We start from the raw sequence: 26,115 nt of genomic DNA, 5'->3' as shown, positions 1-26,115 counted from the left end.
CGAGCCACCGTCGCGGAATCCCCGCAGGTCAGACGCATTGTCAGTGGTCGGGTGCAGGATGGACGCATGGTCAGCTCCGCACATCGAGCCCTCGACGGCTTCTCCCCCGCGACCCGCGGCTGGTTCACGGGGGCCTTCTCCGCGCCCACCGCGGCCCAGGCGGGCGCGTGGCAGGCCATCGGCGACGGCTCGGACGTGCTGGTGGTCGCCCCGACCGGCTCCGGCAAGACCCTGGCCGCCTTCCTCGCCGCCTTGGACCAGCTCGCCGCGACGCCCCCGCCCGCCGACCCGAAGAAGCGCTGCCGCGTCCTGTACGTGTCTCCACTCAAGGCCCTCGCGGTCGACGTGGAGCGCAACCTCCGCTCCCCGCTCACCGGCATCCGTCAGGAGTCCGTCCGCCTGGGCCTGCCCGAGCCCGAGGTCAAGGTCGGCATCCGCTCCGGCGACACCCCGCCCGCCGAGCGCCGCGCGCTGTCCACGCGACCGCCGGACATCCTGATCACCACCCCGGAGTCCCTGTTCCTGATGCTGACATCGGCCACGCGCGACGCGCTGACCGGCATCGAGACAGTGATCCTGGACGAGGTGCACGCGGTCGCGGGCACCAAGCGGGGTGCGCATCTCGCGCTTTCCCTGGAGCGACTGGACGAGCTGCTGCCGAAGCCGGCCCGCCGTATCGGGCTGTCGGCGACCGTGCGCCCGGTCGACGAGGTCGCCCGCTATCTCTCACCGCGCGGCAAGGTGGAGATCGTCCAGCCGAAGTCCGGCAAGGAGTTCGACCTCTCCGTGGTCGTCCCGGTCGAGGATCTGGGCGAGTTGGGTGGCTCCCCGGTTGCCGACGGCAAGGAGGGCGCGGAGAAGCCCTCGATCTGGCCGCATGTCGAGGAGCGCATCACCGACCTCGTCCAGTCCCATCGTTCAACGATCGTGTTCGCCAACTCCCGCCGTCTCGCGGAGCGGCTGTGCAACCGGCTCAACGAGATCGCCTACGAGCGCGCGACCGGTGAGCCCCTGGACGAGCACCACGCGCCGGCCGAGCTGATGGGCGGCTCCGGCGCCGCCCAGGGCGCACCCCCGGTCATCGCCCGCGCCCACCACGGCTCGGTCTCCAAGGAGCAGCGCGCCCAGGTCGAGGAGGACCTCAAGGCGGGCCGACTCCCCGCAGTGGTCGCCACCTCGAGCCTGGAACTGGGCATCGACATGGGCGCCGTCGATCTCGTCATCCAGGTGGAGTCGCCGCCCTCCGTAGCTTCCGGCCTCCAGCGCGTGGGCCGCGCGGGACACCAGGTCGGCGCGGTCTCCACAGGCGTGGTCTTCCCGAAGTACCGGGGTGACCTCGTCCAGGCCGCCGTGGTCACCGAGCGGATGCGCACCGGTTCCATCGAGTCCCTGAGGGTCCCCGCCAACCCCCTGGACGTCCTCGCCCAGCAACTCGTCGCGATGACGGCGCTGGACACCTGGCAGGTCGACGACCTGCTCGCCACGGTCCGCCGTGCCGCACCCTTCGCCTCGCTCCCGGAGTCGGCGTTCATGGCCGTGCTCGACATGCTCGCGGGCCGCTATCCGTCCGACGCGTTCGCCGAGCTGCGCCCGCGCGTGGTGTGGGACCGCATTGCCGGCACGATCACCGGCCGCCCCGGTGCGCAGCGCCTCGCCGTCACCTCCGGAGGCACGATCCCCGACCGCGGTCTCTTCGGGGTCTTCCTCGCGGGCGCCGACCCGAAGAAGGGCGGCGGCCGGGTCGGCGAGCTGGACGAGGAGATGGTCTACGAGTCCCGGGTGGGCGACGTCTTCACCCTCGGCACCAGCTCCTGGCGGATCGAGGACATCACCCGCGACCGCGTCCTGGTCTCCCCCGCCCCGGGTGTCCCCGGCCGCCTCCCCTTCTGGAAGGGCGACCAACTGGGCCGTCCGCTCGAACTGGGCCGTGCGGTGGGCGCGTTCCTCCGCGAGGTCGGCTCGCAGCCCAAGGAGGACGCCCGCCTGCGCCTCCTCGCCGCGGGCCTCGACGCCTGGGCCGCGGAGAACGTGCTGTCGTACCTGGCCGAACAGCGCGAGGCCTGCGGCCACATCCCGGACGACCGCACGATCGTCGTGGAGCGCTTCCGCGACGAACTCGGCGACTGGCGCGTGGTCATCCACTCCCCCTTCGGCGCCCAGGTCCACGCCCCCTGGGCCCTCGCGCTCGGCGCCCGCCTCTCCGAGCGCTACGGCATGGACGCCCAGGTGATGCACGCCGACGACGGCATCGTCCTCCGGCTGCCGGACGCCGACCTGATGGGCCTGGACCTGCTCGACCAGGAGCCCATGAAGGCCGGCACGGAGTACGACGCCGACCAAGCCCCCGTAGGCGCCGCCGACGTCGCCTTCGACAAGGGCGAGGTCAACCAGCTCGTCACCGACCAGGTCGGCGGCTCGGCCCTGTTCGCGGCCCGCTTCCGCGAGTGCGCCGCCCGCGCGCTGCTGCTGCCGCGCCGCAACCCCGGCAAGCGCACCCCGCTGTGGCAGCAGCGCCAGCGTGCCGCCCAACTGCTCCAGGTGGCCAGCGAGTTCGGCTCGTTCCCCATCGTCCTGGAGGCCGTCCGCGAATGCCTCCAGGACGTCTTCGACGTCCCCGGCCTCACCGAGCTCATGGGCGACCTGGAGTCCCGCAAGGTGCGCCTCGTGGAGGTCACCACCCCCGAGCCGTCCCCCTTCGCCCGCTCCCTCCTCTTCGGGTACGTCGCCCAGTTCCTCTACGAGGGAGACTCACCGCTCGCCGAGCGCCGCGCGGCCGCCCTGTCCCTGGACTCCCACCTGCTGGCCGAGCTGCTCGGCCAGGCGGAGCTGCGCGAACTCCTCGACGCCGAGGTACTGACCGAGCTGGAGCGCGAACTCCAGTGGCTCACCGAGGACCGCCGCATCAAGGACGTCGAGGGCGTCGCCGACCTGCTGCGGATGCTCGGCCCGCTCACCGACGCCGAGTTGGCCGAGCGTGGCGCCGCTCCGCAATGGGCCCAGGACCTGGCTTCGGCCCGCCGCGCGATCCGGGTCCGTATCGCCGGTGCCGACCACTGGGCGGCGATCGAGGACGCTGGCCGACTGCGCGACGCCCTCGGTACGGCGCTCCCGGTCGGCGTTCCGGAGGCCTTCACCGAGCCGGTCAAAGATCCGCTAGGCGACCTCCTGGCACGGCACGCCCGCACTCACGGCCCGTTCACGTCGGCCACAGCAGCGGCTCGCTTCGGCCTGGGCGTTGCGGTCACCGACGGCGCGTTGCAGCGACTGGCCGCCAACGGCCGCGTCGTACAAGGGGAGTTCCACCCCGCCGGGATCGGTCAGGAGTGGTGCGACGCGACGGTGCTGCGCCGCCTGCGCCGCCGTTCCCTGGCCGCGCTGCGGCATGAGTTGGAGCCGGTACCACCGGCCGCGCTGGCGCAGTTCCTCCCCCAGTGGCAGCACATCGGCAAGGGCCACGGACTGCGCGGCATCGACGGACTGGTGCGCGCCGTCGAGCAGTTGCAGGGCGCCTCCGTGCCCGCGTCCGCCCTGGAGAAGCTCGTCCTGCCGTCCCGCGTGGCGAACTACGCACCCGCGATGCTCGACGAACTCACCTCCGCCGGCGAGCTGGTGTGGGCGGGCGCGGGCTCCCTCCCCGGCAAGGACGGCTGGGTCTCCCTGTACCTGGCGGACGCGGCCCCCCTGCTCCTCCCGCCACCACACCCCCTAGAACTCACGGCACTGCACCAGTCGGTCCTGGACACCCTCTCCGGCGGATACGGCCTCTTCTTCCGCCAGATCACCGACCAGATCCGCGCGACCACCCACCCCGACGTCACCGATCCCCAACTGGCCGACGCCGTATGGGACCTGGCCTGGTCCGGCCGACTCACGAACGACACGCTCGCCCCCATGCGTTCGCTGCTGGGCTCCGGCCGTACGGCAGGTTCCACGGCCCACCGCGCCAAACGCACGGTCCCGCGCGGGCGCTACGGCTCCCTCACCGCCGCCGCGCGCCCCGCCTCCCGCACGGGTCCGCCGACCGTCGCGGGCCGCTGGTCCCTGCTCCCCGCCCACGAACCGGACCCCACCGTGCGCGCCCACGCCCTGGCCCGCACCCTGCTCGACCGACACGGCGTGGTGACCCGGGGAGCGGTCGCCGCGGAGGGTGTCGAGGGCGGCTTCTCGGCGACGTACCGCGTCCTGTCCGCCTTCGAGGACAGCGGCCAGGCACGGCGCGGCTATGTCGTGGAGGGCCTCGGCGCGGCCCAGTTCGCGATGGACGGCGCGGTGGACCGCCTCCGCGCGGTCGCCAACGCCCGCGACCGGGGCGACGACCTGCCCAGTCCGGCCCCCACGGACAACGACCCCTACGGCTTCGGCGCGCTCACCACGTCCGGCTCACCGATCTCCGGCTCCGGCTCCGGCTCCGGCTCCGGCTCCGGCTCCGGCTCCGGCTCCGGCTCCGGCTCCGGCTCCGGCTCCGGCTCCGGCTCCGGCTCCGGCTCCGGCTCCGGCTCCGGCAACGATTCCGCCGCCCCCTTCGGAGCCCCGAGCACCACCTACGACTCGCCTGACAACAACAACTGGCAGGCCCAGTACGCCTCCCTTGCCGACCACGGCCGACACGACGACTCCAACTCCCCCGGAACGCTCAGCTCCCCGGGCTCACCCGACTCCCCCGGAGTCCACGACTTCGCCGACGCTTTCGGCCCGTTCACCGACTTCGACGACCTCGACAGCCTGGACTCACTGGACAACGGCCCCGCAAATCCGGGCGCCGCCACCTCCCGGCACCACCACACCCCCACCTCCCACCCCCCGTCCCCGGGCGACTACATCTCCCCCCGCGACTTCCCCGCCCCACCACCCCAGGGCAACACCAGCTCCCCCTACGCCAACCACCGCGCCCACCGCCCCGCCCTCTCCACCCGAGCCGTGGTCCTGGCCGCCGCCGACCCCGCGAACGCATACGGCGCGGCCCTCCCCTGGCCCGAGCCACCGACCGGTGCCGGGCACAAGCCGGGGCGCAAGGCAGGCTCTCTCGTAGTGCTGGTCGAGGGTGAGCTGACCCTCTACATGGAGCGCGGCGGCAAGACCCTGCTCGCCTGGCCCTCCGCACCGGACACGACGGCCACCGAGGACCCACGCCTCCAGGCTGCCGCCGAGGCCCTCGCGGCAGCGGCCCGAGCCGGTTCCCTCGGCACGGTCACGGTGGAGCGGGTCAACAGCGCCTCGGCCCTGACCTCCCCCATCGGCACCCTCCTGGAAGGAGCGGGCTTCATCGCGACCCCGCGCGGCCTACGCCTCCGCGCATGAACCAGCTCAACGCCCTTCCGGGGTCCGCCCCCCCAGGTCGAACCGCCCCTCACTTCGAGGTACCCCTGCCCCCGCACCACTGCTCCCCCCGAGCCGAACCGACCGCCGCAGCCATACCCGCCCCCTGGCCGCAGCCGCCGACGGCGATTCCGCCCCACAGGGGCCACCCGCACCCGACGACGAAAGCATCACGGGCGGTGCGGGTGGGGAAAACATCAAGGCCGACGGCGAAGCCGTGGCAGCGGCTCCGCCGGCCTCACCCTCACCCCATGCCACTCCTCACCTCCATGCCGCCCCTCACCCCACCCCCCTCCACACCAGCCCCGCGCCACCCCCTCCCATGCCACCCTTGACCCATGCCTGAAGGCGACACCGTCTGGCAGACCGCGAGGCGCCTCCACACGGCCCTCGCGGGCAAGGTGCTGACCCGTAGCGACCTCCGCGTGCCCAAATACGCCACGGCAGACCTCACCGGCCGCACCGTCCTGGACGTCACACCTCGGGGCAAACACCTGCTGACCCGTGTCGAGGGCGGCCTCACCCTCCACTCGCACCTGCGAATGGACGGCACCTGGCGGGTATACGCCAACGGCCAACGCTGGAGCGGCGGCGGACCGGCCCACCAGATCCGCGTGATCCTCGGCACCGCCGACCGCACGGCCGTCGGTTACCGCCTCCCCGTACTGGAACTCCTCCGCACGACCGACGAAGACCGAGCCGTGGGCCACCTCGGCCCCGACCTCCTGGGCCCCGACTGGAACCCGGAGCTGGCCCTCGCCAACCTCCTCGCAGACCCCGCCCGCCCCCTCGGCGAGGCCCTGCTCGACCAGCGCAACCTGGCCGGCATCGGCAACATCTACAAAAGCGAACTCTGCTTCCTCCTGGGCGCCACCCCCTGGCTCCCCATCGGCGCACTCCCCGCCGACCGCGCCGCGAAGCTCCCCGCCATCGCCAAGTTGCTCCTGGAGGCCAACCGCGACCGCCCCATCCGCAACACCACAAGCACCCTCACGGCCAGCTCCCCGAACCAAAACCGCACCACAAGCCCCAGCACCCCAACCCCCGGCGCTCCCCGCCCCCACACCCCCGACCTCTTCGTCTACGGCCGTACCCCCCGCCCCTGCCTCCGCTGCGGCACCCCCATCCGCACCGCCGACCAGGGCGACGGCTCCCGCGAGCGCCCCACCTACTGGTGCCCGACCTGCCAGGTAGGCCCGGCGCCGGGCACCATCCCACCCCGCAAAACTCAGCACCGTACGACTAATTGACGACCCGTCAGAAACCCTCGTACCGTCGATTCATGCCCGTCAAGGCGTACGACCTCACCGGACGCACCGCTTTCGTCACCGGCGCCGCCAGCGGAATCGGCCGCGCATCCGCCGTACTGCTCGCCGAGGCGGGCGCCACTGTGCACTGCGCCGACCGCGACGCGCAGGGCCTGCATGAGACGGCGACCCTGATCAAGGACACGGGCGGCACCGCCCGCACCCACCGCCTCGACGTCACGGATCGCGCCCAACTGAAGCAGGCCGTGGACTCCTGCGAGGAGCTGCACGTGATGGCCGCGGTTGCCGGGATCATGCACAGCAGCACCGTCCTGGAGACCCGGGACGAGGATCTCGACCGGGTACTGAACGTCAACTTCAAGGGCGTCCTCTACGCCTGCCAGGAGGCGGCCCGACTGATGCTCGACCGCGGCACCCCCGGCAGCATCGTCACCATGGCGTCCGGCGCGATCGACACCGGAGGAGCCGGGCTGCTCTGCTACAGCGCGGCGAAAGCGGCCGTCGTCCAGCTGACGAAAACGCTGGCGACCGAGCTGGGCCGGCACGGCATCCGCGTCAACGCGGTCGCTCCGGGCTGGATCCGCACGCCCATGACCGACCACCACGAGGGCGAGGCGCAGGCCCGTACCGAGGCGCTGATGGTCCGACTGTCGCCGTTGGGCCGGGTAGGTGAGCCGGAGGACATCGCCCACGCGGTGCTGCATCTGGCGTCGGACGCGTCGTCGTTCACGACGGGCCAGATCCTCCGTCCGAACGGCGGCGTGGCGATGCCTTGGTAGCTGGTGGCATCGACTCGACGCCCGGCGGTGCTCCGATGGCCGACGTCGGCCAGGCGCCCGGCAACGGTCCGGTGCCCGGCAATGGCCCGTCCACCGGCCACACCCCAGCCTCCGTCACACCGGGGTCGGTCGGCACCCCAGCGACCATCACGCCGACGTACGGCGACACCCCAGCGACCGTCGATATCCCGGCGCCCGGAACGCCCGGCGCCCCCGACGCCCGCCAAGCCGCTCTCCACCGCCCCGCAGCCACAGCCCCCGCCGCCCGCGCCTTCGGCATGCAGTGCACCGGAAGCAAGCTCAACCCCCAACCCCCGGCGGCCACGGCCCCCTCCAGCGCCCCCGCGTGCGGCGTCAGCGCGAGCCGCAGTACGGCCCACCACCACACCGCACCGAGCCCCAGCGCGAGCCCCCAGCGCGCTATTCGCACCGCCATGGCCCCACCTCCAGCCCGACGCTAGATCGTCACGGTCACCCGCAAAGAGGGCGCATCGACGGCACACGGACGCACCACTCGCCGCACCACTCGCCTCAACCATGACCGCACCGGCCCACACCGGCAAACGGACCGCGCAGGCCGTACAGGCACCTGCCAGACCTCCCGTCACCGCCCCCGTCCCCACGCGAAAGGACAACAACACACAAGGACGACAACGCGAAAAACCCCGGCCACACCTCCCCAGGTCTCCCTGGAGAAGCCCCGGCCGGGGCTTCGCACACATCGTTGAGGCCGGTCAGCGCCTCATCGGTCTACACCAGCGTGAACGTCACGCGGCGACCACGTCCACCGCCTCGGCGGGGGCCTTGATCGTCACCCGTTCCGGTGGCACACCGGTCACCGACACGGAACCCAGCATCGGACGTACCGACGTGGGCACAGAACCGGTGGCCGCAGCAGACTGGGCCAGCTCGGCGAGAGCGAGCTCGTCGCTCACTTCCCGCATGAGCTCGGACATCCGTACGTCCAACGCGTCGCAGATGGCGGAGAGCAGTTCAGAGGAAGCCTCCTTCTGCCCCCGCTCCACCTCGGAGAGATAGCCGAGTGAGACTCGGGCGGACGAGGAGACTTCGCGCAGAGTACGGCCCTGGCGCTGGCGCTGCCGACGCAGCACGTCACCAAGCAGGCGACGGAGCAGAATCATCGGTGGCTCCCTCCTCGGACCGCGTAGCCGCATCCTTCTCGCCCCACCGTACCGCCTTGCGCCGCGGCCGTGCGGGGAGCGATGTCGTGTTCACTCAGGGCTGCAAACATCAAAACCCCCCGTTCTGTTCCGTATCCTGTGTCCGCTCATTCCCGGTCTGTTCGCTCACGAGCCGCTCCAGAAGCAGCGCGAGTACGCTCCGTACACTCTCTCTACGAATTTCCGCCCGGCCGCCGTTCAACCGCAGCGCGGCCACTTTCCCGCCACCGGCGGCACCCGAATCCGGTCCGAAGGGCCCGTCCACGGCCACGAAGACCGTACCCACGGGCTGTCCGTCCTGCGGCTCCGGGCCCGCCACGCCGGTGGTCGCGATGCCCCAGTCGGCGCCCAACGCCTTCCGCACACCGGCCGCCATCTGGGCCGCGACCTGCGCATCTACGGCTCCCCGCTCGGCCAGCAGGGCGGCATCGACACCGAGCAGTTCGTGCTTCAGCTCGGTGGCATAGGCGGTGACCGAACCCCGGAAGGCCTTGGACGCTCCGGGCACCGATGTGATCTCCGCCGCAACCAGGCCACCGGTGAGCGACTCGGCGACAGCGAGCGTCGCACCGCTCACCTTCAGTAGTCGCACCACTTCAGTGGCCGTGGAACTCACGCTTCCGTCTCCTCCGCCGCCGCCCTGCGCTCGGCGATTCCCTGCCTGCGCAGCACAATGGCCTGTCTCACGTAGTCGAGCCCGGTCAGCACGGTCAGAACGACCGCCGCCGCCATCACCCAGAACCGCAGAGTGGCGAGCCAGCCCGTCAGCGCCAGTACATACATCCCTACGGCCACGCCCTGGATGAGCGTCTTCAGCTTGCCGCCGCGCGACGCGGGAATGACGCCGTACCGGATGACAACAAAACGCAGCAGCGTGATCCCGAGTTCCCGGCCGAGGATGACGACGGTCACCCACCACGGCAGATCGCCGAGCGAGGACAGACAGATCAGCGCCGCGCCCATGATCGCCTTGTCGGCGATGGGGTCGGCGATCTTCCCGAAGTCGGTGACGAGGTCGTATGTGCGCGCCAGATGGCCGTCGAACAGGTCGGTGATCATGGCGATGGCGAACGCCGCCCAGGCGAACGAGCGCATCGCCGGGTCGTACCCGCCGTCGGCCAGCATCAGGGCGACGAAGCCGGGGACGAGGAGCAGCCGGAGCATGGTCAGGAAGTTGGCGATGTTCCAGACGCTCGCCTGGTTGACGGCAGCGGCCACGACCTTCGCACCGCGCGCCGGCCTCGGACCACCGGGCAGACCGGCCTCGACAACATCGGACGAGGCACTACCGACCGAAGCACTACCGACCGAAGCACTACCGACCGAAGTACTGTCAAGCGAGGCACTACCGACCGAGCCACCACCCGTCGAAGCACCCCCGGAGGAGGCGCCACCGGAGACACTGCCCGACATCGCGCCGGAAGAGGCGCCACCGGAGGCCGCACCGGAACCCGCGCTCGCGGGCGCGCCGCTCGCGCTGGAGGTGCCGCCCGCCGCCGATGCCGGGACTCCGGTCATCTGCCCGCCTCCTCACTACACGCGAGCGAGCCCAGGAGCGGCTCGGCCACCAGGTCGACACCTTCCGTACCGACCACCTTCGCCTCGACCATACGGCCGACGCTCAGGCCTTCGCCGCTCGTGAGCAGCACCTGGCCGTCCGTCTCGGGCGCCTGGTGCTCGCCGCGGCCGTAGGCGCCGTCCTCGGAGTCCACCGACTCGACCAGCACGTGCACGGTCTCGCCGACGCGCTCCTCGGCACGCTGCGAGACGAGTTCCTCGGCGAGCCGCGAGATGTGCGCGAGCCGCTTGTCCACGACGTCCTGGTCGAGCTTCTTGTCGTACGTCGCCGCCTCCGTGCCCTCCTCGTCGGAGTAACCGAAGACACCGATGGCGTCCAGACGCGCGCCGTTCAGGAAGCGCTCCAGCTCGGCGAGGTCGGCCTCGGTCTCGCCGGGGAAGCCGACGATGAAGTTCGAGCGCACGCCGGCCTGCGGGGCCTTGGAGCGAATGGTGTCGAGCAGTTCGAGGAAGCGGTCGGTGTCGCCGAAGCGACGCATGGAGCGCAGCACGTCGGGCGCGGAGTGCTGGAAGGACAGGTCGAAGTAGGGCGCGATCTTCGGCGTGGAGGTGAGCACGTCGATGAGCCCGGGGCGCATCTCGGCGGGCTGGAGGTAGCTGACCCGCACACGCTCCAGGCCGTCGATGTCCGCCAGCTCGGGCAGCAGCGTCTCCAGGAGGCGGATATCGCCCAGGTCCTTGCCGTAGGACGTGTTGTTCTCGGAGACCAGCATGACCTCCTTGACGCCCTGCTCGGCCAGCCAGCGGGTCTCGTTCAGTACGTCGCTCGGGCGGCGGGAGATGAAGGAGCCACGGAAGGACGGGATGGCGCAGAAGGAGCAGCGCCGGTCGCAGCCGGAGGCGAGCTTCACCGAGGCGACCGGGGAGCCGTCCAGGCGGCGGCGCAGAGGCGCGCGGGGGCCCGAGGCGGGCGCGAGGCCGTCCGGGAGGTCGACCGGGCCGTGGCCGGGCAGCGCGACCTCGGCGGCGGACTCCTGCCGGTCGGCAGGGCTGATCGGCAGCAGCTTGCGGCGGTCGCGCGGGGTGTGCGAGGCGTGGATGCCGCCGTTCAGGATGGTCTGCAGGCGGTCGGAGATGTCGGCGTAGTCGTCGAAGCCGAGCACTCCGTCGGCCTCGGGCAGCGCCTCGGCGAGCTCCTTGCCGTACCGCTCGGCCATGCAGCCCACCGCCACGACGGCCTGCGTTCTGCCATGACCCTTGAGGTCGTTGGCTTCGAGGAGGGCGTCGACGGAGTCCTTCTTGGCGGCCTCGACGAAGCCACAGGTGTTGACGACGGCGACGTCCGCATCCTCGGCGTCCTCCACGAGTTGCCAGCCGTCCGCCTCCAAGCGGCCTGCGAGCTCCTCCGAGTCCACCTCGTTACGGGCGCAGCCAAGAGTGACGAGTGCGACGGTACGGCGTTCAGGCATGGGCTCAAGACTACTTGTTCCCACTGACACCCCACGTCGAAGGGGTTGGCCGATCTTGGCCAACCCCTTGGAACAACCACCCCGCCGGACGCTTGACCGGCCTCAAGGTCTTAACCGACCTCGGGGTCGCCCTTCGTGTACGTGAGCCGCTCGACCGCTCCGGGCTGGAAGTCGTCCTCGATCTTCTTGCCGTTGACGTAGAGCTGGATCGCCCCGGCGTCGCCGAGGATCAGGTTGACCTTCGAGCTGTCCTGGAAGGTCTTGGACTCGCCCTTCTTAAGAAGTCCGTCGAAGAGCATCCGGCCGTTGTGGTCCTTGGCGGAGATCCAGCTGCGGCCGTCGACCGCGCTCACCTGGACCGTCACCTTGTCCTGCGGCGCGGCGGCGATGGCGCTGTCGGAAGGGTCGGACTTGGGCGTGGCGGAGTCGGTGTGCGAAGGCGTCGGCTTGGCGGGCTTGCTGGTGCTGGGCGAGGCTCCCTGGGCGACCGACGTGGCGTCACTGTCGCTGTCGCCGCCCTTGAACGCCGTGAACCCGACGAAGCCGACGACGGCGACGATCGCGGCGACCATGGCCGCGGTCCAGTTGGGGCCCCGCCGCTCGGGACGGATACGTTCCGCCTCGAAGAGGGGCGCGGCCGGCGTCGGGGCCGGGCGCCCGCCGTGGTCGTCGTCGTAGCGCGCGAGGAGCGGTGCGGGATCGATATGGACGGCCCTGGCGAGGGTCCTGATGTGCCCGCGGGCGTAGACGTCACCGCCGCAGGGCGTGAAGTCGTCGGCCTCGATGGCGTGCACGATGGCGATGCGGACCCGGGTGGCACTGCTGACGTCGTCGACGGTCAGCCCGGCGGCGATACGTGCCTGCTGCAGGGCTCGGCCGACGGAAGGGCGGGCTTCTTCCTCATGACCCTCTTCGGAGCGACCGTCTTCGAACGGACGCTCGTCTTCAGGGGAGTTGCCGATGGACACGGGGGCGCCTTTCGAGCGTGTAGCCGCCTGTGCTGGAAATTCAGTCTAGGGGGGGTACCGAAGGGTGGGGCAACCGGGCGGTAGGACTTTGTACGCCATCGGTATGGCCGGACGGCCTGATGGCGGGCCAGACACGGACCCCATGGTGGGAGCCCCATCTGTCTTCTCGCTCAACTTGACGTACGGCAAAGGGAAACGGTTGCCCGACGATCTCTAACGGGTGGATCACGGTCCCATCCTTTCGGCGGACCCTTCCGGCGGACGCCTACCCTTCAGACTCCCCGCGGATCACCGCGAGCACGCCGTCCAGCTCGTCAGCCTTCACAAGAACGTCACGCGCCTTGGATCCCTCGCTAGGTCCGACGATGCCCCGGGACTCCATGAGGTCCATGAGCCGCCCGGCCTTGGCGAAGCCGACGCGCAGCTTGCGTTGGAGCATCGAGGTGGACCCGAACTGCGTGGACACGACCAGCTCGGCCGCCTGGCACAGCAGGTCGAGGTCGTCGCCGATCTCCTCGTCGATCTCCTTCTTCTGCTTGCTGCCCACGGTGACGTCGTCCCGGAAGACCGGCGCCATCTGGTCCTTGCAGTGCTGGACGATCGCCGCGACCTCGCCCTCGGTGACGAAGGCGCCCTGCATACGGGTCGGCTTGTTCGCCCCCATCGGCAGGAACAGCCCGTCTCCCTTACCGATCAGTTTCTCGGCGCCCGGCTGGTCGAGGATGACCCGGGAGTCGGCGAGCGAGGAGGTGGCGAACGCGAGCCTGGAGGGCACGTTCGCCTTGATCAGACCGGTGACGACGTCTACGGACGGCCGCTGCGTCGCGAGCACCAGGTGGATGCCGGCCGCGCGCGCGAGCTGCGTGATGCGCACGATGGAGTCCTCGACGTCCCGGGGCGCGACCATCATCAGGTCGGCGAGCTCGTCGACGATCACCAGGAGATACGGATAGGTCTTGAGCTCCCGCTCGCTGCCCTCCGGAGTCTTCAGTTTGCCGTCGCGGATGGCCTGGTTGAAGTCGTCGATGTGCCGGTACCCGAAGGCCGCGAGGTCGTCATACCTGAGGTCCATCTCACGTACGACCCACTGGAGCGCCTCGGCGGCCCTCTTCGGGTTGGTGATGATGGGCGTGATCAGGTGCGGAATGCCTTCGTAGGCGGTCAGTTCGACGCGCTTGGGGTCGACGAGGACCATGCGCACGTCCTCGGGGGTCGCGCGCACCATCACGGACGTGATCAGGCAGTTGATGCATGACGACTTACCGGAACCGGTGGCTCCGGCGACCAGGACGTGCGGCATCTTCGCCAGGTTGGCCATCACGTAGCCGCCCTCGACGTCCTTGCCGAGCGCCACCAGCATCGGGTGGTCGTCCTCGGCCGCGTCCGCGAGGCGCAGTACGTCGCCCAGGTTGACCATCTCGCGGTCGGTGTTCGGGATCTCGATACCGACCGCCGACTTGCCGGGGATCGGGCTGATGATCCGCACATCGGGGCTGGCGACGGCGTAGGCGATGTTCTTGGTGAGCGCGGTGATCCGCTCGACCTTGACGGCGGGGCCCAGCTCGACCTCGTAGCGCGTGACCGTCGGCCCGCGCGTGAAGCCGGTGACCGAGGCATCGACCTTGAACTCCATGAAGACGTTCTGGAGGGAGGCGACGACGATGTCGTTGGCGGCGCTGCGTGTCTTGCCGGGGCCGCCGCGCTCCAGGAGGTCGAGCGACGGGAGGGAGTACGTGATGTCGCCGGACAGCTGGAGCTGCTCGGCCCGCGGCGGCAAGTCGCGCATCTCCTCCGGGGGCGCCTTGGTCAGGTCCGCCACGACGCGCCCGACCGGCTCGGCCCTGAGCTTCTCCTGCTTGGGGCGCGCGGCAGGGGCCGGGACGGGCGTCGGGGTCGTGTCCTCGCGGTCTCCCCCGACCCGTACGCCCTGAGTGAGGTCGGCGACGATCGGCGAGGGCGGCATGCCGTGCAGGACGGCCCCGTCGAGGGCCGCTGCGGCGGCCGCCGCGACGTCCACGGCGTCCATGGGGCGGTGCATGTCGGGCTGGGGCACCGCGGAGCGCCTGGGGCGGCTCCGGCGCTTGGAGAGGGCGTCCTGCTCCGCGCTGTCGGGGTCGTACGCCTCCGGGGCGCTCCCGCGCTTACGGACGCGCGCGGGCAGCGCCTCGCGCCACTGCTCGTCGTAGCGCTCGTCGTCCTCGCCGAACTCGTCCTCGTCGTCGAAGTCGTGGACGATGCCGAGCTTGACCCCGAGCAGCCGCAGGCGCTGGGGGATCGCGTTGACGGGCGTGGCCGTGACGACCAGCAGCCCGAAGACCGTGAGCAGCACGAGGAGGGGTACGGCGAGGACCTCGCCCATGGTGTACGTCAGCGGGGTCGCCACGCCCCAGCCGATGAGGCCGCCGGCGTCCCTTATGGCCTGCATTCCGTCGCTGCGCGCGGGCGCGCCGCAGGCGATGTGGACCTGGCCGAGCACGCCGATGACGAGCGCGGAGAGACCGATCACGATGCGGCCGTTGGCCTCGGGCTTCTCGGGGTGCCGGATGAAGCGCACGGCGATCACCGCGAGCAGTATCGGCACGAGCAGGTCGAGGCGGCCGAAGGCGCCGGTCACCAGGATCTCGACGAGGTCGCCGACCGGGCCGCGCAGGTCCGCCCAGGTGCCGGCGGCGACGATCAGCGCGAGGCCGAACAGCAGCAGCGCGACGCCGTCCTTGCGGTGGGCCGGGTCCAAGTTCTTCGCGCCCTGCCCTATGCCGCGGAACACGGCGCCGACGGCGTGCGCGGTGCCGAGCCAGACGGCGCGCACGAGCTTGACGATGCCCCCGGTGGGGCTGGGAGCCGGCTTGGGCGCCGGGCGTGCGGCCTTCTTGGCGACCGCCTTCTTCGCCGGGGCCCTTTTCGCAGCGGCCTTCTTCGCCGGAGCCTTCGCCGGAGCAGCCCTCTTGGCGGGCTGCTTCTTGGCTGCGGAGGGACGTGAGGCCATAGGTGTGAGGTTACCTGTGGAGACGGCAGGGGACACGTGCGTCCGCTGCTTCACCCGTTCGTGTCGCCCGTGCGGAACGGGGAACTGACGCCCGCTCACGCACAACTGCGCCCGCGGCGGACGTCAGTTCTGCGACGGGACCGAAGGCGCTCCGCTGCCCGTACCTGGCTCCAGGGCGTCGAGTGCCCTGCGCAGCCCGGTGAGTTTGCGTTCGAGATGAGCTGCGGTCGCTACGGCCGCCGCGTCAGCCGACTCGTCGTCGAGCTGCTTGGACAGCGCCTCCGCCTGCTCCTCGACGGCCGCGAGCCGCGCCGACAGCTCGGCGAGCAGTCCGGCCGGTTCCTTGGCCGCCCCGACCGCGGGCTTGCCGTCCAACTGGAGCCGCAGCAGGGCCGCCTGCTCCCGCAGTTGGCAGTTCTTCATGTAGAGCTCGACGAAGACCGAGACCTTCGCGCGCAGCACCCATGGGTCGAACGGCTTGGAGATGTAGTCGACCGCGCCCGCCGCGTAACCCCGGAAGGTGTGGTGCGGGCCGTGGTTGATCGCGGTGAGGAAGATGATCGGGATGTCCCGGGTCCGCTCCCGTCGCTTGATGTGCGCGGCGGTTTCGAAACCGTCCATGCCCGGCATCTGGACGTCCAGCAGAATGACCGCGAAGTCGTCCGTCAGCAGTGCTTTGAGCGCTTCCTCCCCGGACGATGCCCGAACCAGTGTCTGATCGAGCGCAGAGAGGATGGCCTCCAGCGCCAGCAGATTCTCCGGCCGGTCATCGACCAGGAGGATCTTGGCCTTCTGCACCATGGCCCGCCCTCCTCGCCCCGGATGTGCACCGGGCGCCGCCCCAGGGGACGACTCTCTTGCGCCGTCCGTCCTTGTGCCGGTCATGGTAGCCGCACCCGGCCCGTCGCCACACCCTGTCACCGTGATGTCACTGTGCACGTAGCAGAAACGTAGCGGGAGACCAGAAGGTTCCCCGAATCCCGTGCTTCTACACGGCTCCGGGCACACTGAGTCAGCAACTCCGCGTGGCCACCGAACGTTCCCCGCACCGTTCCTACCGATTTCCCGTCACGTCCGGTCGTTTCCTTCACTCCGCACGCATCCACTGCTCCATCACCGACAACAGGTGATCGGGATCGACCGGCTTGGTGACATAGTCCGAGGCACCGGACTCGATCGCCTTCTCCCGGTCGCCCTTCATCGCCTTCGCGGTCAGCGCGATGATCGGCAGCCCGGCGAACTGCGGCATCCTGCGGATCGCCGTCGTCGTCGCGTATCCGTCCATCTCGGGCATCATGATGTCCATCAGAACGACCGTCACATCGTCGTGCTGCTCCAGGACTTCGATGCCCTCACGGCCGTTCTCCGCGTACAGCACGGACAGCCCGTGCTGCTCCAGGACACTGGTCAGCGCGAAGACGTTGCGGATGTCGTCGTCGACGATCAGCACCTTCTCCCCGCCGAACCGGATGCCCCGGCGCGACGGCGGCGTCACCTCCGGGGCCGCCCACTGGTCCCGTACGGTCTGCCCCAGTTGGGCGGACTCGACGGCCCGGCGACGGCGCCTGAAGAGCGCCGCGGCACCGTTCTGCGTCTCGTGGTACGACTTCACCTCGGCCGGCGTCTCGATGCCCACCTCGCTGCGCTCCGAGAGCTCGGCGAGTTCCGCCGCCGACGCCACCAGGTCGCCCGCCTCCAGCGCGGGCAGCTGCTGGTAGCCCTGCGGGGGCAGTTCGCTGGGGTGCAGCGGCAAATACAGCGTGAACGTCGAACCGCGTCCCGGTTCGCTCTGTGCGTAGATCTCACCGCCGAGCAACTGCGCGATCTCCCGGGAGATCGACAACCCGAGGCCCGTACCGCCGTACTTGCGACTGGTCGTACCGTCCGCCTGCTTGAACGCCTCGAAGATCACCCGCATCTTGCTGCCGGCGATCCCGATCCCGGTGTCGGTCACCGAGAACGCGATCAGGCCGGCGTCCGCGTCCCGCAGCGAACCGGCCTCCAGAAGCTGCTCCCGGATCGCCACCGGCACATCCGCGCCGGCCGGCCGGATGACCAGCTCGACCGCCCCGGAGTCGGTGAACTTCACCGCGTTGGACAGCAGGTTGCGCAGCACTTGGAGAAGGCGCTGCTCGTCGGTGTGCAGCGTGGCGGGCAGTTCCGGCGACACCCGTACGGACAGGTCGAGGCCCTTCTCCGCGGTCAGCGGGCGGAAAGTGGCCTCTACGTAGTCGACGAGTTGGACGAGCGCGATACGCGTCGGGGAGACGTCCATCTTGCCCGCCTCGACCTTCGACAGGTCCAGGATGTCGTTGATCAGCTGGAGCAGGTCGGAACCCGCGCCATGGATCGTCTCGGCGAATTCGACCTGCTTCGGCGAGAGGTTCCCCTCCGCGTTGTCGGCGAGCAGCTTGGCCAGGATCAGCAGCGAGTTGAGCGGTGTGCGCAGCTCGTGGGACATGTTCGCGAGGAACTCGCTCTTGTAGCGCATCGACACCGCGAGCTGCTCGGCACGCTCCTCCAGGACCTGCCGCGCCTCCTCGATCTCGGTGTTCTTGACCTCGATGTCCCGGTTCTGCTGGGCCAACAGCTCGGCCTTCTCCTCCAGTTCGGCGTTGGACGACTGGAGTGCCTTCTGCCGGTTCTCCAACTCGGCCGACCGCTCCCGGAGTTGCTCCGTGAGCTCCTGCGACTGCTTCAGCAACACCTCTGTCTTGGTGTTGACGGAGATGGTGTTGACGCTGGTCGCGATCATCTCGGCGATCTGGTTGAGGAAGTCCTTCTGGATGTGCGTGAAGGGCGTGAACGAGGCCAGCTCGATGATGCCGAGCACCTTCCCCTCGAACAGCACCGGCAGCACGATCACCTGCGCGGGCGGCGCCTCCCCGAGCCCCGAGGAGATCTTCAGATAGCCGCTGGGCGCGTTCTCCACGAGGATCGTGCGCCGCTCCTGGGCAGCCGTCCCGATCAGCGCCTCACCGGGCCTGAACGAGGTCGGCATGGACCCCATGGAGTAGCCGTACGACCCCAGCATGCGCAGTTCGTACGCCTCCTCGCCCTCGGCGTCCGCCAGGGGCAGCGCGAGGAAGAACGCGCCGTGCTGGGCGGAGACCACCGGCGTCAGCTCGCTCATGATCAGCGAGGCGACGTCGTCCAGGTCGCGGCGGCCCTGCATCAGCGCGGAGATGCGGGCGAGGTTGCCCTTGAGCCAGTCCTGTTCCTTGTTGGCGATCGTGGTGTCGCGCAGGTTGGCGATCATCTTGTTGATGTAGTCCTGCAGTTCCTGGATCTCGCCCGCCGCGTCGACGTCGATCTTCAGGTTCAGGTCGCCGCGGGTCACCGCGGTCGCCACGCGCGCGATGGCACGCACCTGCCGGGTCAGGTTCCCGGCCATCTCGTTCACCGACTCGGTGAGGTCGCGCCAGGTGCCGTCGACATCACGCACGCGTGCCTGACCGCCCAACTGGCCCTCGGTGCCCACCTCGCGGGCGACCCGGGTGACCTCCTCGGCGAACGAGGAGAGCTGATCGACCATCGTGTTGATCGTCGTCTTGAGTTCGAGGATCTCGCCGCGGGCGTCGATGTCGATCTTCTTGGTCAAGTCACCCTTCGCGATGGCCGTCGTGACCATCGCGATGTTGCGCACCTGACCGGTCAGGTTGGACGCCATCCCGTTCACCGACTCGGTGAGGTCCTTCCACGTGCCGGCCACACCGGGCACGCGCGCCTGCCCGCCGAGGATGCCGTCCGTGCCCACCTCGCGGGCCACCTTGGTGACCTGGTCGGCGAACGAACTCAGCGTCTTCACCATGGTGTTGAAGGTGTCCGCGAGCTGCGCGACCTCGCCGCGCGCCTCGATCGTCACCGTCCGCGTCAGGTCGCCGTTGGCGACGGCCGCCGCGACCTGGGAGATGTTCCGCACCTGGATGGTCAGGTTGTTGGCCATCAGGTTGACGTTGTCGGTGAGGTCCTTCCAGATGCCCGTGACACCCGACGCGTACGCCTGGCCGCCCAGGATGCCCTCGGTGCCCACCTCGCGGGCCACCCGGGTCACCTGCTCGGCGAACGACGACAGTTGATCGACCATCGTGTTGACCGTCGTGACGAGCTCAAGAATCTCGCCCTTGGCGTCAACAGTGATCTTCTTCGACAGGTCGCCCTTGGCGACGGCGGTCGTGACCTCGGCGATGTTGCGGACCTGGATGGTCAGGTTGTTCGCCATGAAGTTCACGGACTGCGTGAGGTCCTTCCAGGTGCCGGAGACACCCTGCACCTCGGCCTGCCCGCCGAGCATGCCCTCCGTGCCCACCTCGCGGGCCACCCTCGTGACCTCCTCGGCGAACGAGGACAGCTGGTCGACCATCGTGTTCAGGGTGTTCTTCAGCTCCAGGATCTCCCCGCGCGCGTCCACGGTGATCTTCTGGGACAGGTCACCCCGGGCCACCGCGGTCGCGACCTGGGCGATGTTGCGGACCTGGGCGGTGAGGTTGCCGGCCATGCCGTTCACCGAGTCGGTCAGGTCGCGCCACACACCGGCGACGCCGGGCACCTGAGCCTGCCCACCCAGACGGCCCTCCGTGCCCACCTCGCGGGCCACCCGGGTCACCTGGTCCGCGAAGGCCGAGAGCTGGTCGACCATCGTGTTGATGGTGTTCTTCAGCTCCAGGATCTCGCCGCGCGCGTCCACGTCGATCTTCTGGGACAGGTCACCCTGGGCCACCGCCGTGGTCACCTGGGCGATGTTGCGCACCTGGGAAGTCAGGTTCCCGGCCATCGAGTTGACGGAGTCGGTGAGTTCCTTCCAGGTGCCCGAGACGCCGTCCACGCGCGCCTGGCCGCCGAGACGGCCCTCGGTGCCCACGTCACGGGCCATACGGGTCACCTGGTCGGCGAACGACGACAGTTGATCGACCATCGTGTTGACGGTGTTCTTCAACTGAAGCATCTCGCCAGAGACATCGACGGTGACCTTCTGCGACAGATCACCGTTGGCCACGGCCGTCGTCACCTGCGCGATGTTCCTCACCTGTCCGGTGAGGTTGCGGAACGCCGTGTTGACGGAGTCCGTCAGGTCCTTCCACGTCCCGGCCGCGCCCGGCACCTGTGCCTGGCCGCCCAGTTCACCCTCGACACCGATCTCGCGCGCCACGCGCGTGACCTCGGCACCGAACGAGGACAGCTGGTCGACCATCCCGTTGACGGTGTTCTTCAATTCCAGCATCTCGCCGGCCACGTTCACCGTGACCTTCTGGGACAGGTCACCGCTCGCCACGGCGGTCGTCACGGCGGCGATGTCCCGCACCTGGATCGTCAGGTTCCGGAAGACCGTGTTCACCGAATCGGTGAGGTCCTTCCACGTCCCCGCCGCGCCCGGCACGTTCGCCTGCCCGCCGAGCTGCCCCTCGGCCCCGACCTCGTTCGCCACGCGCGTGACCTCGTCCGCGAACGTACGCAGCGTCTCGGTCATCTGGTTGATCGTCTCGGCGAGCTGGGCGACCTCGCCCCGCGCGGAGACGGTCACCTTCTGCGACAGGTCACCGTTGGCGACAGCCGTCGTCACCTGCGCGATCCCGCGCACCTGGGCCGTCAGGTTGCCGGCCATGATGTTCACCGAGTCGGTGAGGTCTTTCCACACCCCGGCCACACCCGGCACCTGTGCCTGGCCGCCCAGCTCGCCCTCGGTGCCCACCTCGCGGGCGACTCGCGTCACCTCGGAGGAGAACGACGACAGCTGGTCCACCATCGTGTTGACGGTGTTCTTGAGCTCCAGCATCTCGCCGGCGACGTGGACCGTGACCTTGCGCGACAGGTCGCCCTTGGCGACCGCCGTCGTCACCAGCGCGATGTCCCGCACCTGGGCCGTCAGCCGGTACGCCATCGTGTTGACCGACTCCGTGAGGTCCTTCCACGAACCCGACATGCCACGCACGCGTGCCTGCCCGCCCAGCTTGCCCTCGGTGCCCACCTCGCTGGCCACGCGCGTGACCTCGTCGGTGAACGTCGAGAGCTGGTCGACCAGGTTGTTGACGGTCCGCCCGACCTTCAGGAACTCCCCGCGCAGCGGATGCCCGTTCCCGTCGTCCTGCGCCTGCGTCCGCAACTCCATGCGCGGCGACAGATCACCCTCCGCCACCGCGGACAGCACCCGTCCGACCTCGGAGACGGGCCGTACGAGGTCGTCCACGAGCGCGTTGGAGGCATCGATGGCCGAGGCCCAGGAACCCTCGCAGGCGCCCGTCTCCAGCCGTTCCGTGAGCTTTCCCTCACGGCCCACCATGCGCCGCACCCGGGACAGCTCACCCGTGAGGTGCAGATTGCGGTCGGCCACCTCGTTGAACACGGCGGCGATCTCCGACACCACGCCGTCGCCGGACACCGTGAGCCGCTTGCGGAAGTTCCCGTCCCGCATGGAGACGAGAGCCGTCAGCAGCCGGTCCAAGGAGGCCGCGTCCACTTCCGTGGTCCCATTGCGCGGTTTGCGCTGGTTCTTCAGGGACTGTCCGCCTTTCGCGCGCGTCTTGGTGGCCCGCGTCGCTGCGCCAGACTCCACTGTGTCCCTCCCGCAGGGGTCGACCGTTACTGCTGTGCCGGTGTGCTACTGCTCGGCGATCACGTACCGCCGGGTATCTCTGCCCGGTTTACCGGGCTTCAACAGGGTGTGGTGTCCTCCGTACACAGAAGACACCCGGCCTGCCCGGACCTTCACCAGAATCCTGCCCAGTGTTTCACCCTGCCTGAACCAGGCCATAACAGTTCGGCAGCTTCGCACACGGTCCGCACACCCTGAGGACGGAAACACTGCGGACCGGCATCCGCATGGACGGTGAAGGTAAGTAACCTTGCATGCGGCTGTCCAGCCACGCCGGTTCCGTCCGGCCTGGGCGGTGGCACGAGCACGAGCGGGCAGGCATCGGAGGGGCACCGCACCATGACCACCGGACTGCATCCTGGGGGAACGCCCCAGGATCCCCCGCCGACCGGAAACCAGCCGGTGCCCCGGCAGGCGCCGATCGGCCATGGTGACCTGCCCGCCGACAACAGGCCGAGGAGTTCTGTGATCACCGCGCGCGCGGCCGCCAGCTTCGAGCCCGTCGGACGATCGGTCGCCACCGCGCGGTCCTTCGTCCGCGACACCCTGCAGGGCTGGGGTTTCGCCGACATCGTCGACGACGCCGTGGTCCTCACCAGCGAGCTGGTGACCAACGCCGTCGTCCACGCGGGCACGGCCGCGGATGTTCTGTGCCTACGGAGTGACGACGGCGCGAGGATCGAGGTCGCCGACCACTACCCGGAACGCGAGATCCCCCTCCAGGGGGCCGCGATCACCATGAGCAGCCCCGACCGCGAGGGAGGCCGCGGCCTCCAGTTGTGCGCCGCTCTGGCCAGCCGCTGGGGCGTCGACTACACCCCTACGAAGAAGCTGGTCTGGTTCCAACTCGACCTCCCCGCCCGCCCGGTGGGCACCCGCGCGGCCGGCCCGTCCCTCCCGGCCGCCCTGCTCCCGCTCGCCGACGGCAGGGTGCGCGTCGCGGTCGTCCAGATCGACCGCACGGGCTCCATCGCGTCCTGGAACGAGGACGCCGAGGAACTCTTCGGCTACGCCGCCGAGCAGGTCACCGGCAAGCCCCTCACCGACCTCGCCGCCTGGCCGCACACTCCGGGCACCAGCACCGGCATCGCCGACGCCCTCCGCCTCTCCCGCTGGGAGGGCACCTACGGCATCCGCGGCGCCGACGGCCGCGTGACCCCGGTCTACGCCTCCCACCTCCGCGTCCGCGACACGGACGGCGAGCCGTCAACCGTGTGCCTCCTGGTGAGGGACCACGAACGCGCGGTTCTGCAGACTCCGTTGCGCGGCCCCGCCCCCGACGCGGCGTCCACCCCGGACGGCCAGAACACCGACCCCTTCGAGGTGTTCATCGGCTCCCCCGCGCCGGACGACCTCGACGGCCTCCTCCAGCGCACGGTCGAACGCGCGCGCGACATGCTCGACGGAGACTCCGCCTTCCTCCTCCTCGCGACCGACGACGAAACAGAGTTGGAGGTCCGCGCCTCCACCGGCCTGCCCTCTGCCCGCCAACGCTTCGCGCGCGTGCCCGTAGAAGCCGGTCCCGGCCGCTACGGCTCCGCCCGCATGCCGGCCGTCCACGAGGACCTCCAGGCCGTCCCGGGTGCCGTACCGCTCCTCAGCGGCACCGGCATGCGCTCGGTCGTCACGGTCCCCCTGAAGGTGGAGGGCCGTCTCACCGGCTCCCTCGGAGTCGCCGCCGAAGGCCCCAACAAGTACTCGAACGAAGAAGCGCTACGCCTCCAATTCGCCGCCGACCGCATCGCGTTGGCGGTCGAGTCGGCCCGCCTCGGCGAACTGGAACGCCTGCGCCGCGGCTCACTCAGCTTCCTGGTCGAGGCCTCCGACCTCCTCGCGGGCACCCTGGACCGCGACCAAACCCTGGCCCTGATGGCCCAGATGACCGTCCCGACCCTCGCCACCTGGTGCGCGGTCTACACGATCGCCGACCAGTCCTCGGACCCGTACCTCTCGTACGTCCTCCACGAGGACGAGGAACTCATCGACGGCATCAAATCGTTGCTCTCGAAGATCGCCCCTCCGGACCCGGTCCCCACCCCCGGCGCCCGCGTCTGGGCCGCCCCCGCCGAGGCCGCCCACCAGGCCGCCCTGCGCACCTCCATGCGCAGCCTCGGCCTCGGCGAGCCCACTCGCCGCGTCAGCTCGGGCATCGGCCCAACTCTCGCCACAGCCTCCGCAGTTGGCGGCGAGACAGTCGTCCTCCCCCTGGTCGCCCGCAACCGCGTCATCGGCATGCTGACCCTCGGCAAACCCACCGACGAACACTTCCGCCAGGAAATCCTGGAACTGGCCGAGGACTTGAGCCGACGGGCCGCCCTCGCCCTCGACAACGCCCGTCTGTACTCGGAGCGCACGGCCATCAGCCAGTCCCTCCAGCGCAGCCTCCTGCCCCCCGACCTCCCGCACATCGAGGGCGTCGAGGTCGAGGTCATCTACCGCGCGGCCGGCGAGGGCAACGAAGTGGGCGGCGACTTCTACGACCTCTTCCCCATCCGCGACGGCGTCTACGGCTTCGCCATCGGCGACGTCTGCGGCACCGGACCCGAGGCGGCCGCAGTCACCGGCCTGGCCCGCCACGCCCTCCGCCTGCTCGCCAGGGAGGGCTTCGGCGGCCCCGCGGTCCTGGAGCGCCTCAACTCCGCGATCCTCGACGAGGGAGCCCGCAGCCGCTTCCTGACGCTTCTCTACGGCGAGTTGTGGCCCCAGGAGGACGGCAGCGCCAAACTGAAGGTGGTCTGCGCTGGCCACCCGCTCCCACTCCGCCTCCGCCAGGACGGCACGGTCGAACCGGCCGCCGAACCCCAGCCCCTCCTCGGCGTCATGGACGACCTGGAGCTCTACGAGCAGACGGTCACCCTCGACCCCGGCGACGTCCTCCTGTGCGTCACGGACGGCGTCACGGAACGCCGCGAGGGCACCCGCATGTTGGGTGACGACGGCCTCACGGACGTCCTCACCACCTGCACGGGCCTGACGGCCGGCGCCGTCGCGGCCCGCATCATGCGCGCGGTGGAACGCTTCGCGTCGGACGCCCCGTCCGACGACATGGCGATCCTGGCGATGCGCGTCCCGGGCCTCCAGAAGGACTGACCCCGAACACGCAGAAGGCCCCGCCCAATTGGGCGGGGCCTTCTCATATCTGGAGCCCTCTAACGGAATCGAACCGTTGACCTTCTCCTTACCATGGAGACGCTCTACCGACTGAGCTAAGAGGGCCTGTCGCGTTCCCGAGGTTTCCCTCGCGGCGACGAAAGAAATCATACCCCGAACAAGCCCGTGCGCCCAACCACCGCCTCCTGCCCCCGACTCGGTCAGAAAGCAGGCTGGAGCAGTCCCCCGAGCGCATTGCACGCGGACACGATCCGCTGCATCTCCCGCCTGGTCAACGAGGCATCGACCGGCAGTGCGAGCGTCTCGTCCGAGGCCCGCTCGGTCTCGGGCAGAGCCACACATCGCCGGAACTCCGGCAGCCGGTGCACAGGCGTCTTCACCGGCACCCGGCACTCAACTCCCCGACCGCGCACGGCCCGAGCGAAGGCATCGCGATCGGGCCGCCCGTTCCCCGGCACCCGCACGACGTACTGCTGGTAGGTGTGCCCGTCCCCACCATCGGGCGTCCGCACCCCACGCAACTTCGCATCGAGATACCCGGCCCGCTCCCGCCGCTGAGCCACCTCGTCGTACGGCGCCTCGGACTCCCCCTGCTGCAACACCAGCAGCCCATGCCGCTGCCCGACCCCGAGCATCCGCGCCATGTCGGCCAACCGCCCGAATCGATGTACGACAACTATCGCCGCCGTACGCGGAGTTACGGCCGCTTCGACAGCGGACGCGTCAAGGCAGTACGTCACCGGATCTATGTCGGCGAACACTGGCAGCCCGCCCGCCAGGGTGACGGCCTCGGCGACTTCGACGTTCCCGAACGCCGGCACGACGACCTCGTCACCGAGTCCGACGCCCGCGGCCCTGAGCATTGCAGCAGTACCCATGCTCGGATGGTGATTGCGCAACGTGAACTTCAAGTGACGGCAAACAAAAAAG

Annotated in this window: 13 protein-coding genes, 1 tRNA gene and 1 pseudogene; 4 read left to right on the top strand and 11 right to left on the bottom strand. The window is 70.0% G+C overall.

Annotated elements, in window-relative coordinates; translation table 11 throughout:
- Positions 1-66: 66 nt before the first annotated feature.
- The 3 genes from OG588_RS36745 to OG588_RS36735 all read left to right on the top strand — a co-directional run bounded on the left by OG588_RS36745 (position 67) and on the right by OG588_RS36735 (position 7,363).
- Entirely contained in the window at positions 67-5,298 is a 5,232-nt protein-coding gene (locus tag OG588_RS36745) for an ATP-dependent helicase (RefSeq protein ID WP_405950980.1), read from the top strand.
- A 356-nt stretch (positions 5,299-5,654) separates the two neighbouring features.
- A complete protein-coding gene (locus OG588_RS36740; protein WP_405950979.1) occupies positions 5,655-6,566 on the top strand; it encodes an Fpg/Nei family DNA glycosylase in 912 nt (303 codons plus the stop codon).
- 32 nt (positions 6,567-6,598) lie between these two features.
- Complete coding sequence (locus tag OG588_RS36735) at positions 6,599-7,363, top strand: SDR family NAD(P)-dependent oxidoreductase (RefSeq protein ID WP_405950978.1); 765 nt, start codon at positions 6,599-6,601, stop codon at positions 7,361-7,363.
- A gap of 202 nt (positions 7,364-7,565) precedes the next feature.
- On the opposite strand, the pseudogene OG588_RS36730 reads toward OG588_RS36735, so the two are convergent.
- The 9 genes and pseudogenes from OG588_RS36730 to OG588_RS36690 all read right to left on the bottom strand — a co-directional run.
- A pseudogene (locus tag OG588_RS36730) lies at positions 7,566-7,799 on the bottom strand (hypothetical protein); the annotation flags it as partial.
- 331 nt (positions 7,800-8,130) lie between these two features.
- On the bottom strand, positions 8,131-8,505 hold the full coding sequence (locus OG588_RS36725) for a helix-turn-helix domain-containing protein (RefSeq protein ID WP_019060943.1): 375 nt from the start codon (positions 8,503-8,505) through the stop codon (positions 8,131-8,133).
- A 109-nt stretch (positions 8,506-8,614) separates the two neighbouring features.
- Positions 8,615-9,160 carry a CinA family protein gene (locus OG588_RS36720; RefSeq protein WP_405950977.1) on the bottom strand — a complete coding sequence of 182 codons (546 nt, stop codon included), beginning with the start codon at positions 9,158-9,160 and terminating at the stop codon, positions 8,615-8,617.
- A complete protein-coding gene (pgsA, locus tag OG588_RS36715; protein ID WP_405950976.1) occupies positions 9,157-10,062 on the bottom strand; it encodes a CDP-diacylglycerol--glycerol-3-phosphate 3-phosphatidyltransferase in 906 nt (301 codons plus the stop codon). The genes OG588_RS36720 and pgsA overlap by 4 nt, the downstream gene beginning before the upstream one ends.
- Positions 10,059-11,531 (bottom strand): 30S ribosomal protein S12 methylthiotransferase RimO, encoded by a 1,473-nt coding sequence (gene rimO, locus OG588_RS36710; protein WP_405950975.1) that lies wholly within the window; start codon positions 11,529-11,531, stop codon positions 10,059-10,061. Before rimO ends, pgsA begins: the two co-directional genes overlap by 4 nt.
- A gap of 110 nt (positions 11,532-11,641) precedes the next feature.
- Complete coding sequence (locus OG588_RS36705; RefSeq protein ID WP_393050428.1) at positions 11,642-12,499, bottom strand: helix-turn-helix domain-containing protein; 858 nt, start codon at positions 12,497-12,499, stop codon at positions 11,642-11,644.
- 265 nt (positions 12,500-12,764) lie between these two features.
- A complete protein-coding gene (locus OG588_RS36700) occupies positions 12,765-15,485 on the bottom strand; it encodes a DNA translocase FtsK (protein WP_405950974.1) in 2,721 nt (906 codons plus the stop codon).
- A gap of 123 nt (positions 15,486-15,608) precedes the next feature.
- Positions 15,609-16,286, bottom strand: coding sequence for a response regulator (locus OG588_RS36695; protein ID WP_363101542.1), 678 nt, complete (start codon positions 16,284-16,286; stop codon positions 15,609-15,611).
- Between the two features lie 286 nt (positions 16,287-16,572).
- Positions 16,573-22,035: a HAMP domain-containing protein gene (locus OG588_RS36690; protein ID WP_405950973.1), complete on the bottom strand. Its 5,463-nt coding sequence runs from the start codon at positions 22,033-22,035 to the stop codon at positions 16,573-16,575.
- A gap of 378 nt (positions 22,036-22,413) precedes the next feature.
- On the opposite strand from OG588_RS36690, the gene OG588_RS36685 reads away from it, so the two are divergent.
- Positions 22,414-25,164, top strand: a complete 2,751-nt coding sequence (locus OG588_RS36685) for a SpoIIE family protein phosphatase (protein WP_405950972.1) — start codon at positions 22,414-22,416, stop codon at positions 25,162-25,164.
- A 50-nt stretch (positions 25,165-25,214) separates the two neighbouring features.
- On the opposite strand, the gene OG588_RS36680 is transcribed toward OG588_RS36685, so the two are convergent.
- Both OG588_RS36680 and OG588_RS36675 read right to left on the bottom strand, forming a co-directional pair.
- Positions 25,215-25,290 (bottom strand) — tRNA-Thr (locus OG588_RS36680).
- A gap of 95 nt (positions 25,291-25,385) precedes the next feature.
- Positions 25,386-26,048: a DegT/DnrJ/EryC1/StrS family aminotransferase gene (locus OG588_RS36675; protein ID WP_019060934.1), complete on the bottom strand. Its 663-nt coding sequence runs from the start codon at positions 26,046-26,048 to the stop codon at positions 25,386-25,388.
- Positions 26,049-26,115: the final 67 nt, after the last annotated feature.

The sequence above is a fragment of the Streptomyces prunicolor genome (genome assembly GCF_045162825.1).
GTDB lineage: Bacteria > Actinomycetota > Actinomycetes > Streptomycetales > Streptomycetaceae > Streptomyces > Streptomyces prunicolor.
The sequence above is the reverse complement of the archived record's forward strand: the minus strand, read 5'-3'. Positions and strand labels throughout refer to the sequence as shown.

Coding starts and splice junctions, on each gene's coding strand:
- OG588_RS36745 (WP_405950980.1), top strand. CDS start 67: ATGGTCAGCTCCGCACATCGAGCCCTCGACGGCTTCTCCCCCGCGACC.
- OG588_RS36740 (WP_405950979.1), top strand. CDS start 5,655: ATGCCTGAAGGCGACACCGTCTGGCAGACCGCGAGGCGCCTCCACACG.
- OG588_RS36735 (WP_405950978.1), top strand. CDS start 6,599: ATGCCCGTCAAGGCGTACGACCTCACCGGACGCACCGCTTTCGTCACC.
- OG588_RS36725 (WP_019060943.1), bottom strand. CDS start 8,505: ATGATTCTGCTCCGTCGCCTGCTTGGTGACGTGCTGCGTCGGCAGCGC.
- pgsA (WP_405950976.1), bottom strand. CDS start 10,062: ATGACCGGAGTCCCGGCATCGGCGGCGGGCGGCACCTCCAGCGCGAGC.
- rimO (WP_405950975.1), bottom strand. CDS start 11,531: ATGCCTGAACGCCGTACCGTCGCACTCGTCACTCTTGGCTGCGCCCGT.
- OG588_RS36700 (WP_405950974.1), bottom strand. CDS start 15,485: ATGGCCTCACGTCCCTCCGCAGCCAAGAAGCAGCCCGCCAAGAGGGCT.
- OG588_RS36695 (WP_363101542.1), bottom strand. CDS start 16,286: ATGGTGCAGAAGGCCAAGATCCTCCTGGTCGATGACCGGCCGGAGAAT.
- OG588_RS36685 (WP_405950972.1), top strand. CDS start 22,414: ATGACCACCGGACTGCATCCTGGGGGAACGCCCCAGGATCCCCCGCCG.
- OG588_RS36675 (WP_019060934.1), bottom strand. CDS start 26,048: ATGCTCAGGGCCGCGGGCGTCGGACTCGGTGACGAGGTCGTCGTGCCG.